This is a genomic window from Shigella sp. FC1967 (assembly GCF_001743005.1).
Taxonomy (GTDB): domain Bacteria; phylum Pseudomonadota; class Gammaproteobacteria; order Enterobacterales; family Enterobacteriaceae; genus Proteus.
Genome location: NZ_MIIZ01001353.1, coordinates 1 through 12,932, shown reverse-complemented (window position 1 = coordinate 12,932; position 12,932 = coordinate 1). Strand labels below are relative to the sequence as shown.

12 protein-coding genes and 1 pseudogene are annotated in these 12,932 nt (G+C 39.4%); 1 reads left to right on the top strand and 12 read right to left on the bottom strand.

Translation table 11 applies throughout. From position 1 onward, the window contains the following. Positions 1–46 precede the first annotated feature (46 nt). The 5 genes from xylB to BHE89_RS21935 all read right to left on the bottom strand — a co-directional run bounded on the left by xylB (position 47) and on the right by BHE89_RS21935 (position 5,518). Positions 47–1,465, bottom strand: a complete 1,419-nt coding sequence (gene xylB / locus BHE89_RS21950; RefSeq protein WP_128860774.1) for a xylulokinase — start codon at positions 1,463–1,465, stop codon at positions 47–49. 73 nt (positions 1,466–1,538) lie between these two features. Next, positions 1,539–2,855, bottom strand: a complete 1,317-nt coding sequence (gene xylA, locus BHE89_RS21945; protein WP_069369176.1) for a xylose isomerase — start codon at positions 2,853–2,855, stop codon at positions 1,539–1,541. Between the two features lie 10 nt (positions 2,856–2,865). Then, positions 2,866–4,341 (bottom strand): Na+/H+ antiporter NhaC, encoded by a 1,476-nt coding sequence (nhaC, locus tag BHE89_RS21940; protein ID WP_069369177.1) that lies wholly within the window; start codon positions 4,339–4,341, stop codon positions 2,866–2,868. A gap of 6 nt (positions 4,342–4,347) precedes the next feature. After that, a complete protein-coding gene (locus tag BHE89_RS26610) occupies positions 4,348–4,683 on the bottom strand; it encodes a beta C-S lyase family protein (RefSeq protein WP_286146413.1) in 336 nt (111 codons plus the stop codon). Next, positions 4,658–5,518 carry a MalY/PatB family protein gene (locus tag BHE89_RS21935; RefSeq protein WP_286146412.1) on the bottom strand — a complete coding sequence of 287 codons (861 nt, stop codon included), beginning with the start codon at positions 5,516–5,518 and terminating at the stop codon, positions 4,658–4,660. The genes BHE89_RS26610 and BHE89_RS21935 overlap by 26 nt, the downstream gene beginning before the upstream one ends. 213 nt (positions 5,519–5,731) lie before the next feature. On the opposite strand from BHE89_RS21935, the gene BHE89_RS21930 reads away from it, so the two are divergent. Then, positions 5,732–6,874 (top strand): XylR family transcriptional regulator, encoded by a 1,143-nt coding sequence (locus BHE89_RS21930; RefSeq protein ID WP_128860773.1) that lies wholly within the window; start codon positions 5,732–5,734, stop codon positions 6,872–6,874. Here BHE89_RS21930 and BHE89_RS21925 read toward each other — a convergent pair whose 3' ends face one another. The 7 genes and pseudogenes from BHE89_RS21925 to BHE89_RS21900 all read right to left on the bottom strand — a co-directional run bounded on the left by BHE89_RS21925 (position 6,875) and on the right by BHE89_RS21900 (position 12,722). Next, a complete protein-coding gene (locus tag BHE89_RS21925; protein WP_069369391.1) occupies positions 6,875–7,357 on the bottom strand; it encodes a DUF2938 domain-containing protein in 483 nt (160 codons plus the stop codon). It abuts the gene before it with no gap. A gap of 37 nt (positions 7,358–7,394) precedes the next feature. Further along, entirely contained in the window at positions 7,395–7,715 is a 321-nt protein-coding gene (trxA, locus tag BHE89_RS21920; RefSeq protein WP_069369180.1) for a thioredoxin, read from the bottom strand. A gap of 259 nt (positions 7,716–7,974) precedes the next feature. After that, positions 7,975–8,622, bottom strand: a complete 648-nt coding sequence (locus BHE89_RS21915; protein ID WP_069369181.1) for an ArsR/SmtB family transcription factor — start codon at positions 8,620–8,622, stop codon at positions 7,975–7,977. 117 nt (positions 8,623–8,739) lie between these two features. Next, positions 8,740–9,033, bottom strand: coding sequence for a VF530 family protein (locus tag BHE89_RS21910; RefSeq protein ID WP_069369182.1), 294 nt, complete (start codon positions 9,031–9,033; stop codon positions 8,740–8,742). A gap of 158 nt (positions 9,034–9,191) precedes the next feature. After that, on the bottom strand, positions 9,192–10,055 hold the full coding sequence (locus BHE89_RS26605; protein ID WP_286146411.1) for an MFS transporter: 864 nt from the start codon (positions 10,053–10,055) through the stop codon (positions 9,192–9,194). Next, positions 10,018–10,791: an MFS transporter gene (locus BHE89_RS26600; protein WP_286146410.1), complete on the bottom strand. Its 774-nt coding sequence runs from the start codon at positions 10,789–10,791 to the stop codon at positions 10,018–10,020. Before BHE89_RS26600 ends, BHE89_RS26605 begins: the two co-directional genes overlap by 38 nt. A 63-nt stretch (positions 10,792–10,854) precedes the next feature. Then, positions 10,855–12,722 (bottom strand): annotated as a pseudogene (locus BHE89_RS21900) (amidohydrolase). Positions 12,723–12,932: the final 210 nt, after the last annotated feature.

The window sequence follows — 12,932 nt, the reverse complement described above, 5'->3', positions numbered from 1 at the left end:
GCAATATAGTTATATTTCCATCGTATCAATCAATGAATATAACTTTTTAAAGGCATGATATTTTTTTTTCGTATGTTTTATGTTTTTCTAAATTGGGTATATGGCGTTTTTCAAGCTTAGGTTGAGAAAGAATAACACGTGATAAATGAACGGGGCTTACTGCTAATTGTGCAAGCCTTGCTGCACCAAGTGCAGGCCCAACATTCCCCCCTTGACGATAATCGAGGGTTTTTCCTGTAATATCGGCGAGAAGTTGTCGCCAATAGTCACTTCTGGCACCACCGCCAATTAAGGTAATATTATCAGCGAATTGACCTGCGTTTTCCGCAACTTCAATTCCTTGTCGTAACGCAAAACTCACACCTTCAAGAACAGCTTGGCATAAGTCAGCTCGTTGATGCTCGTGGGTTAATCCCCAAAAGACACCTTTCGCATTCGGGTTGTTATAAGGTGTCCGTTCACCAGAAAGATAAGGCAAAAACAGGAGGGGACTATCGGCAAAAGTCGCGTGTTCAACCTCTTCAAACATCGTACTCACACTGTCAATTCCCGTTAATTGGCATACCCAATCAAGACATGAGGCAGCACTTAACATCACAGACATTAAATGCCATGTATTCGGTAATGCATGACAAAAACTGTGTACTGCATTATCACTATTTTGGAGGAATTTCTCACTAACAACAAAGTAAACCCCAGAAGTGCCTAAAGAGAGCATCGCTTGACCAGGTTGATAGACACCAACTCCTATTGCACCTGCCGCATTATCGCCACCACCAGCAATAATAGGGACTTGTTTCATTTGCCATTTTTTAGCGATATCAGCTAATAGATAGCCCGTTATTTGATTACCTTCAAACAATGTAGGCATTTGACGACGCGTTAAACCTGTCGCATTTAAAAGCACATCACTCCAATCTCGCTTTTGCATATCTAACCAAAGCGTACCGGCTGAATCTGACATATCACTAGCGAAATTGCCGCTCATCTTCCAACGTAAAAAATCTTTAGGTAATAAAACATGTGCAATACGTTGAAAGATTTCAGGCTCATGTTCAGCAACCCATTGTAATTTTGGCGCAGTAAAGCCCGGCATCACTAAGTTACCCGTGATTTTTCTAAACTGAGGATATTGTGTCTCAAGCATTTGGCACTGTTTAAAACTACGACCATCGTTCCATAAGATCGCAGGGCGTAGCACCGTTTGTTGGGCATCAAGTAAAACGGCACCATGCATCTGTCCGCTTAACCCAATCGCCTTGATCTGATCCATAGGATAATGATGTCCAAGCTGAAGGATCGCGTCTTCTGTTGCTTGCCACCATTGCAGGGGATCTTGTTCTGACCATTGAGGGTGAGGGCGTGATATTGCTAAAGAAACGGAATGACTGGCAACAACGTCACCTTGATCATTCATGATGATCGCTTTAACGCTTGAAGTACCTAAATCTATCCCTAAATACATGAAGTTACCTCATGATCTGTCTCTAATGAATAAACACAGCGGAAAATGCGCTGTGTTTATTCTGTTTATGCAATTAACCAAAAATATAGCGATTCACTAAGCTTTCGAGCATTTCTTGGCGTCCACTTTGTAACTGTGGTGATAAAGTATTGCTTTGCGCATATTTTGCGACTTCTTCAAGGCTTAATTTACCTTGTAAGATATTTTGACCAAATTCTGCACTCCAGCCTGAATAACGCTGTGCCGTAAATTTATCAAGCCCGCCATCTTGGATCATTCTTGCTGCAATGCGTAATGCCATTGCCATGGTGTCCATTCCTGAAATATGTCCATGGAAAAGGTCATATTTGTCATTACTTTGACGACGAACTTTCGCATCAAAGTTTAAACCCCCTGTTGTAAATCCACCTGATTTCAGAATTTCATACATCACGAGTGCATTTTCTTCTATGCTATTTGGGAATTGGTCAGTATCCCAGCCTAATTGCGGGTCGCCACGATTAGCATCAACAGAGCCTAAAATCCCTAACGCAATAGCCGTCGCTATTTCATGATGGAAACTATGTCCTGCTAATGTTGCGTGGTTGGCTTCAATATTGACTTTAACTTCTTTTTCAAGACCAAATTGTTTTAAGAAGCCATAAACCGTTGCAGTATCATAATCATACTGATGTTTTGTCGGCTCTTGTGGTTTTGGTTCAATCAGTAATGTGCCCTGGAAACCCATTTTGTGTTTGTGTTCAACCACCATCTGCATAAAACGGCCAATTTGCTCTCTTTCTTGGCGTAAATCTGTATTTAACAAGGTTTCGTAGCCTTCGCGTCCGCCCCATAATACATAGTTTTCGCCACCTAGCGTTTTTGTCGCTTTCATCGCTTCACAAACCTGTGTCGCTGCCCATGCAAAAACGTCAGGATCAGGATTCGTTGCCGCACCTGCGCCATAACGAGGGTTAGTGAAGCAGTTTGCCGTTCCCCATAATAGCTTAACGTGAGTCTCTTCTTGTTTTTTTGCTAATACGTCGGTGATCGCCGCCATATTAGAAACATATTCATTGATATTATTCCCTTCAGAAATCACATCAACATCATGAAAACAATAGAAAGGCACATTGAGTTTATGGAAGAATTCAAAGGCAACATCCGCTTTATGCTTCGCTTGCTTTAAAGCTTCACCCGATGTTTGCCAAGGTCTATCAAAAGTACCGATACCGAACATATCAGAACCATTCCAGCAGAAGTTATGCCAATAACAAGCGGCAAATCTTAGGTGATCTTCCATTCGTTTACCTAAAATAATCTCATCAGGATTATAGTAACGAAACGCTAATGGATTATCGCTTGTTGTGCCTTCATATTGAATTTGTTCAATTTTATCAAAGTAAGACATGGAACCGTCCTTATTTAGTATCAAGTTGTAATTCTGAATGTGATCCAAGCTCAGCAGTCATCTCTTCCTGCTCTTCTGGTGTTAATTTGGCAATGCCAAAGCCCGTGAAACCCCACAGCATGGCAAAGAAGATGCCACTCCAGCACAATACCGCCCATGGTAAGTAACTTAAGGTTGCAACACCTAACGTACCTGCCATATAAGCGCCTGCGGCTGTCCACGGTAAAATAGGTTCAAAGATAGTGGCGGAATCTTCTACGGTACGAGCGAGATTTTTAGGGTGTAAACCTCGTTCGATATAGGCACCGCGTAACATTTCGATAGGAATAAGGATTGAGATTTGTCCATTACAAGTCACGCCAATCATGGTTAATCCACAAGCAATTGTGGCTAAGATCATCGAGCCAGTTGAATGCACCATTTTTAATAATGCATGGACAATCACTTCTAATGCACCACTTAACGATAAAGTGCCGGCAAAAGAGAGGGCGCAGAAACAGATAAGCAGGGTGCTCATCATTGAGTTCATGCCACCACGATTTAATAAATTACCTAATAACTCAGGTACATCTTTCCCTTGGAACATTGAGACATTGAAGCCATCAACTGCACTTTTTACGATGTCATGTAACCCAAACCCTTGAATAAGGTAAGCGTTAAACATCGCAATGGCGGCGGAGGCTAACATTACTGGGATAGTGGGCTTTTTCGTTACTGAGCCATAGAGGATCACTAATACAGGAATGAGAAGAATTAGATTGAAGTTATAAACATTCTCAAGACCATTGGTAATTAATGTTACTTTTTCTGGTACACCTTGACCCGCTAAATCACCATTCAAGCCATAAACAGTCATCACAATCGCGGTTAAAATCAGCGAAGGCAATGTGGTGTAAAGTAAGTGCCAAATATGTTGATAAAGGTCGATCCTTGCCGCCATTGCAGCAAGGTTGGTATCACCTGATAATGGTGAAAGCTTGTCACCAAAATAGGCACCTGCAACTACGGCACCAGCTGTTGCCGCAAGATTGGCATCCATACCGACAGCAACGCCCATAAAGGCAACACCGATGGTTCCTGCTGATCCCCATGACGTTCCCGTACAGACTGACACTAATGATGTAACCAATAATGCTGTCACATAAAGCATTTCTGGGCTGATCATTTTTAAGCCGTAATAGATCATCAGTGGAATGGTGCCACCAATCATCCATGTACCTATTAATAAACCCACACTGATTAAAATCAGTAATGCAGGCATGGTTTTAGCAATTTTTTGTGAAATTGCCGTTAAGATCTCGTCATAACGATATCCTAATCGTTTTACTAATAGTGCAGCGACAACCGTAGACAGCACCATTAAAGGTTCTGGTGGTAAATCAAAAGCGGCATAACCTCCTCCTAATAGCACCACCATAGTGAGAATAGGAAAGAGCGATTCAAGAAGCGTTGGCGTTCTTGGGCTGTTTATCGTTTGCGTTTTCATTGTAATTTATTCCAAACTGGCGTGAGGTAAGGTACGAATAAGCCGAGTGAAAACGGTTTCTAATATTGAACGAGGTGTCGCGATATTAATGCGGAAAAAACCATCCCCAACCGCACCAAAACCACGCCCCCAACTCATTTCCACTTCAGCTAATGAAACAAACCAATGTTTTAGTTGTTCTTCAGATAACTGCATTTTTTGGTAGTTGATCCACAGCATATAGGTGCCATGGCTTTGAGTGACAACCCAATCAGGAAAGTAACGATCACATTGTTCTTTTACCCAACGTCGGTTATCAGCAAGGTACGTTTTTAATTCACCCACCCATTGTTGACCTTGCAAGGTGTAGGCTTGTAAAAAAAGCGGGCACAGAGAAATATCCCGGATTATGAATACCCGCAGCAATTAAGCATTGCTTGAATTTTTCACGATATTCAGGATTGGCAATAATAATATTGGCTATTTCTAGTCCTGCTAAATTGAAGGTTTTTGCAGGAGAGGTGCAAATAAAGGAGTGTTGTTCTACGTAAGTATTTAAGGATGAAATAGGGAAATAGATAGCGTCATCAAAGATAAAATCCGCATGTACATCATCCGAAATAATAAAAACCTGATATTTTTGTGCAAGTTGTGCAATTTTTAATAAATCTTCTTTTTGCCATACCGTTCCTGTCGGGTTGTGTGGCGATAGCAAAATAAAACAGACAGATTGTTTAAACTTACTTTCTAAGTCATCAAAATCAATTTCATAAGAGCCGTCACAATAAATCAGTGGGCTTTCTAATAGTTCACGGTTATTTACACAAACGGAATGACTAATAGGATGATAAGCAGGAGATAGCGTTGTTATTTTATCGCCCACTTGCGTAAAATTCTGAATATAAAGTGAAACAGCTTGTATAACACGGGGACAAAATACAATTGTTTCAGGCGAGACATTCCATTGGTATTGCATTTTAAACCAATTAGCAGCAACGTCATTCCAATCATGGCTAAGGTCTGTATAGCCATAAATACCTTTAAGATTAAATTCAGCTAGTTTGTTAATAATAAAATCAGGTGCAGCTATCTCCATATCGGCAACAGAGAGTGGGATCAGATTGACATTAGTATTAGACCATTTTGCGCTATAGGTATTTTGCCTAGAAATTAAGTTATTAAAGTTATTCTGATACATGAAAAATCGCCTCGGCAACCGTGTTTAAAAACAAAATACTCGTTGTTATTAACATTGGTTATTCCTATTTTTTACTTTGCTATTACGAAATTTGGCTTGTGTGATAGTAATCACATAGCGATGAAAGCGAGTTCTAGCAAAATTAAAGCTATGGTTTAATGCGTAGCTGAATAATCAGGTAGAGTAAAATGAAAAAAAGATAAGTACTTTCGTATTGTTCTGCTATTCAATGCGAATAAAGTGTATGACCGACAAGTGGTTGAAGGTGTTGGAGAATATCTTCAGGCATCACAGTGCCATTGGGATGTATTTATTGAAGAAGATTTCCGTACTCGACTTGATAATATAAACCATTGGGTTTGTGATGGTATTATTGCTGATTTTGATGATCCAATTATTGCTCAACATTTAAGCCAATCACCATTAGCGGTTATCGGTGTCGGTGGCTCTTATCATCAAGAAGAAAATTATCCCCCTGTACCTTATATCGCCACCGATAATTATGAATTAGTTCAACAAGCCTTTTTGCATTTAAAACAAAAAGGGCTGAAACACTTTGCTTTTTATGGCTTACCAGCTAAAAACCACCCTCATTGGTCTAATGAACGAGAGTATGCCTTTCGTCAATTAGTCACCAGTGAAAAATATCCAGGTATTGTTTATAACGGCATGGATATTACCCAAGAAAATTGGCAACACGCACAAAACCGGTTATCCGATTGGATCCAAACTTTACCCCCACAAACGGGAATTATTGCGGTTACTGATGCACGAGCGCGTCATTTACTGCAAGTCTGCGATAATTTAAATATAAATGTGCCTGAAGAGATCAGTATTATTGGTATTGATGACGAAGATATGACCCGTTATTTATCACGTATTGCCTTGTCTTCTGTGGTACAAGGCTCACGACAAATGGGGTATTTAGCCGCGAAGTTGTTACATCAAACACTAGAAGGGCATGTAATAGAAAAACAGCAAAGAATATTAGTTCCTCCTGTTAAAATTGTTGAGCGTCGTTCAACCGATTTTCATTCTTTTAACGATCCTACCGTTATTCAAGCCATGCATTATATTTATTACAATGCCTGTAAAGGAATAAAAACAGAGCAAGTTTTAGATGCGGTTAATATGTCGCGTTCTAATTTAGAACAGCGCTTTAAAAAGGAAATTGGCAAGACTATTCACACTGTTATTTATGAAGAGAAACTCAAACGCGCTCAAAATTTATTAGCCACAACAACGCTCGCAATCCAAGAAATATCTGTGATGTGTGGCTATCCATCTTTGCAATATTTTTACTCTATCTTTAAAAAAGAGTTTGGTATGACGCCGAAGGAGTTTAGGAATGAATAATTAGAAAAACCAACTCACAACAACACCTGTAAAATAAAGCCCGACACCATAAGCACTATGTGATAAAAAACTCAACAATCTCGCTTTATTAGGGAACGGTGTTTTGCTAGCCATAACGCCAGCACCTAGAGCAGGTTGCATCATAAAATAGGGCGCAATAATAGTAATGACACCCCATAAATAAGCGGACCAAAACGTGGGATGAGTTAACCATTGTTCCCCCATCGCAATTAAGAAAATAAAGGCAAAAACAATACCAATGCCATAATGAGCGCACCAACCTAATGCGGTTTCATTTTTTATTGGTGCACTTTGGCTAATAGGATGATGGAAATACTGGCCTTTAAACATGTGACCAATCCACCGACCTATCATCGACAAGTTCAATGTTGGAATTTTTAACAAGGCTAAAAACACGGCCCATAAATCCATAATAACCGTTGCGCCTACCCCTAAAATAACGGCGAGTATTATTGTAGACATCATGTCTTTCTCCTTGTTATAAAATTCAAATAAAGGCTTATAAATGTTTAAGTACTAAATCTTTAAAATTTGGTAAAGAAGCGGCGCCCACTAAAGAATCAATAGGCATACCCTCTTTATAAACCACAGTAGTTGGAATGCTACGTATAGCATATCGACTCGCAATTGATGGATTATCATCAATATTGACTTCAGCAAAAGTGGCACTCTCTTTCATATCAATAGAAAGTTGGTTAAAGATGGGCGCTACCATGCGACAAGGTGCACACCAAGGTGCCCAAAAACGCACAACACAAAGGCCTTCTTTATTAATTGTGGTATCAAAATTCTCAGCATTTAGTTCAATTAATGAGCTCATCAAAAACCTCTATTCATTTATTCATTAGCGTTTATTTCACTCTAGAAATAGGATCCTAAACTGTTTTCACTCAAACATTCAATAAAATGATTGAATGTTTGAGTGATTCAATAATGCGCCAGAACTTTATTAACTAAAATGAGTTAATAAATTTGAATTTAAAAGATTAAATAACTTACGGTAGGCAGTTTTAAAAAAAATAGGAAAGGAATAAAATGACCAACATATTGATAGCTAGTCATTTTATGGCGTGAATAATTTAATCTTTGCTTAATTTACTTGTGATACCTTCTTTAAAATAACGTGCTTGAAACCCTTTTAAGTTAAGGGTTATTACGGCATTTTTAGATAAAAAACAGTAAGCACCACGGCAATAAGCAACAATTTCTTTATCTTTCGGGAATTGCGCTAAGTGATATTCTAATTCTTCAATGGGAATACTCATCGCACCAGGAAGATGATCTTTTTCATATTCATCCTGTGATCTCACATCTATCAGCATAATGCGTTTGTTTTTTATACCATCAATAAGCTCGTCATATTCAATTGGTGCTAATTTATCGTCAGGTATGTCTTGTTGATTAATTAACTGGCTAAATTCCCGCCTTGCATAATCAGCTTGTAATTTTAAAGCTGATAAAATATTTAGAACGGGACCTGAGGCAAGGCGATAAAAAATCATTTTTCCTTCGCGGCGGCTTTCAACTAAGCCTGCACGCTTTAATTGCTGTAAATGTTGAGAGGTGTTCGCAACACTAAGCTCGAGTAATTGTGATAAATTTTCAACAGAGAACTCTTGTTGAGAAAGATATTGGATCATATTAATCCGATGATGACTACTCAATGCGCGTCCAAGCTCCGCACATTCAATAAGCCGTTGTTCATCAATATAAGGTTTGATTGGCATATTTAGCACTCATATTATTCTATTGATTAATTGAACATTATTTATCGGTTTATCTTAATAGATAAAGAGAGGAATTGCGAAACTTGGCTTAATGCGCGACCAGGAACATCAACAAAATTATCGTTTATTGCGACTATTTGCCCACGGATCACAATCAGGATGGTCGATAATTTCAATCTCATCATCAATATCGGCTTCAAGAGAATCAAGATAAAGCGCTTCTACTTCCGCGCGTGCCCACGGCGTTCTACGCAAAAACTTTAAACTCGATTTCACACTAGGATCATTTCTAAAGCAGTTAATTTTGATGAGTTGTCCTAATTTAGCCCAACCATATTTTGCTACTAATGCATTTACTTGCATTTCAAGCGTGATGCCGTGTAGTGGATCTTTAGAATGATGTCCTGTCATGATTTTCTCAAATACGTTTTAGTTATTTCAGCGGTAAGAAGCGATGCAGAGTACAAGAAAGTAGGGGGAGAGGCAATGAAAGGATAAAAAACATAAAACCCCCACACACCTTATAGACCCAAATAAAGATAAATAAGGTGTATGAGTAGTTAATGTCGTTATTTTTTTAGTGAAAAAGCAGAAAAAGAGTGTGTCACTTTTTTGGCACTAATTATTTTATCTAATTGTTGTTGCAGCTGTTTATCATCCATTGTCGCGCGATCATGTTGACGAAGATGCTCAGCCCAAGAAGCCACCATAAACGTTTCCATATAAGTTTGAGTGTTATTTTCCATCAGCGCATCAGATGAAACAAACAATCCCCATGAATAACCGCCATCTCTTAAACGAACCGTTTTTAATCGATGCATTAAACTGAGAAATTGCTCGCGGTAGATTGCTTCAATTTGATAATTGACGGTAATTAACACAGGACCTTTATCTGTTGTAATATCAATAAGCCCATCATCCAGAATAAAGTGTTCTGAATGCTGTAAGTTAATGTTGTCGTGTTCTAATTTGACGCGCAAAACACATAACCAAACTAAAATAATCCCCACTGTTGCACATAGCAAAGCTATCGTCACTGAAGTATGTGAAGCAATTTGTCCCCAAATAAGAGAACCTAATGCCATTGAACCAGAAAACACCGTTAAATAGAGTGCAAGACCTCTCGCACGAACCCAATTAGGCAAAGCGGTTTGAGCGGAGACCATTAATGTGGAAAGGGTGATTATCCAACTAAAGCCAGCGAGCATACTCGCGAAAATGGCGAGATATTTTGAAGTCGCACTGGCGAAAATAAATAACACCAATGCTGTACCCACGGTGCCAACAGCAATCAATGTACTGGTACTTAATTTTTCACGTAATGTTGATAAGCTAAATGCACCAATCACAGCACCAATACCAATGCTGGTGGTAAGTAGACCGTATAATGTCGCATCACCGTGTAATGAAACTCGAGCGACTAACGGTAACATCGCCCAATAAGCACTCGCAAAAATAAAAAAAACTAGCGGCTCGAATAATTGTTTTTATCAATGCAGGACTATAACGCGCATAGCGTAAGCCGGAGATCATGGCTGCAACAACAGATTCAGCAGGAAGTTTTTCCTCTTCTTTCTTCTCACCTTCCCACCACCAGACAGCCAGAATAATGGCGATAAAACTCAAGGCATTCAGTAAAAAGGGTAAATAAAGACCCACTTGTGAAATTAAAATACCTGCAAGTGCGGGACCTATTGCACGGCTGATATTAATTCCCATACTGTTTAAGGCAATACCTGATTTTAATTCGTGAGGCTCGACAATACTCGGCACAATCGCTTGCCATGCAGGACCTAAAAACGCAGCACCAGAACCTAAAACAAAGGTAATTAATAATAACCAGCCAATGCTGATAACATCGAAATACACCAAAATTGCCAATAATGATGCCGCACAGAGCATTAACATATTGACGAAAATAAGCAGTTTTCGCTTATCAAAAATATCAGCAATGGCTCCAGCTGGAAGTGCCAATAAGAAAACAGGTAATGTCGTCATGGCTTGAATAGCAGCAATCATAACGGGATCAGGGCTTAAGTTCGTCATCAACCAACCCGCTCCCACATCATTCATCCAAGTACCAATATTAGAAAATAGCGTTGCCATCCATAATACGAAAAAAATACGATTACGTAAGGGCGACCATGCAGAGACGTGTTGCGTTGCCATCGTCTTATCTCTCTTTGTTTAAGAGGGTCGGTGGATCATCACCGACCCTCGTTATCATAAAAATTAGAATGCAAAGCAAGAACAGCCTAAAGCGCCCCAAAATGCATTATCATCTGAAACAGGAATAGAGGATTGGCGAGCAATATCATGTTGATGCCCATGAACATGGCAAGCACCACAACATTGATGTAGCTGATTTAACACGGCTGTTTTTGTCTCTTGTTGCAAGTAAGAATAATGACCCGGTACTTTGATCACCGGTGACCAATCTGGTAATACAGGAATAGAAGGCGGTGTCAGTGATGAGAACTCACCATTTGCATACACAATTTTGCCATCCACGACTGTTAAAAGTGATTCAATCGCTTTGATCTCGTTTTCTGGCACTCGAAAATAATCAGCAGAAAGGGCGATAAAGTCGGCAAGTTGACCTGCTTTAATTTGACCTTTTTTACCTTGTTCATTGGAGAACCATGAACTCCCCATCGTCCATAACATAAGCGCTGTATCTCTGTCTAAACGATTATCGCCATCATACATTTGCATGCCACCCACAGTGCGCCCTGACACTAACCAATAAAGCGCTGTCCACGGATTGTAGCTAGCAACGCGAGTCGCATCTGTTCCTAGTCCAACAGGAACCTGTGCATTTAGCATTTTGGCAACAGGCGGGGTTTGTTTCAGTGCTTTTGTACCATAACGTTGTGCAAAATATTCGCCTTGAAACGCCATTCGATGTTGAATGGCAAGCCCACCACCAAGCGCTTTAACGCGTTCAATGTTTTTCTCACTGATGGTTTCAGCATGATCGAAAAACCAATGTAATCCATCGAAAGGAATATCTTTATTTACTTTTTCAAAAACATCTAGCATACGGCTAATGGATTCGTTATAAGTGGCATGTAAACGAAATGGCCAGCGATGTTCCACTAAATGACGGATCACTTTTTCTAATTCTGCTTCCATATTTTCAGGAAGATCAGCCTTGGCTGTAAGAAGTCTTCAAAATCAGCCGCAGAAAAAACCAACATTTCACCGGCACCGTTATGACGATAAAAATCATTGCCATCACCGGGTGATACCATGGATGTCCATTGTTGGAAATCTTCAAATTCTTGCTTTGGTCTTTGGGTAAATAAATTATAAGCAATACGAATAGTTAATTGGTTATTTTTGGCAAGCTCATCAACAACTTGATAATCTTCAGGATAATTTTGAAAACCACCACCAGCATCAATCGCGCTCGTAACACCAAGACGATTCAATTCTCTCATAAATTGACGAGTTGAATTAACTTGATACTCAAGAGGTAATTTAGGGCCTTTTGCTAAGGCAGAATAGAGCAACATCGCGTTGGGTTTTGCTATCAGTAATCCAGTAGGATCACCATGCTCATCACGCTGAATTTCCCCCCCTGGTGGATTGGGTGTCTCTTTGGTATAACCAATTGCACGCAGTGCTGCTTTGTTTAGCAATGCACTGTCATAGAGGTGTAATACAAAAACGGGGGTATCAGGAGAAACCGCATTAATTTCATCTAGCGTTGGCATACGGCGTTCAGCAAATTGAAACTCACTCCAGCCCCCAACAACACGCACCCATTGCGGTGAGGGTGTCACTTGAGCTTGTGCCTTTAACATATCAAGTGCAATAGAAAGAGAGGGCACGCCTTCCCACCGTAATTCAAGATTATAATTTAATCCACCACGGATCAGGTGAAGATGTGAGTCATTAAGCCCAGGAATAATAACGTGGTTTTTTAGATCAATGATTTTTGTTTCTGCATTTTGAAACTGCATCGCTTCATCATTTGAGCCAATAAAAAGAAATTTACCTTGATAAACTGCTATCGCTTGAGCGAGAGGATTTTCTCTATCAAGAGTATGGATCTCACCATTGATAAATATTTCAGACGCGAAAGTTTTATTCATGATTTTTGATTTCCTATTTAAAAGGAATTAACCCTTTGTTAAATAACAGGCGTGAGCGTACCGCGCTTTATTAGCAATATAGATAACTATTTCTTTTTTAAACAAATAAATAAATAATGAGATTAATTTTTTTCAGGAGATTTATTAAATTGTAGCTTAAGTTTGTTTCATTACTATTTAAAACATTTGCTTTAAGGGAACAAAAAAATG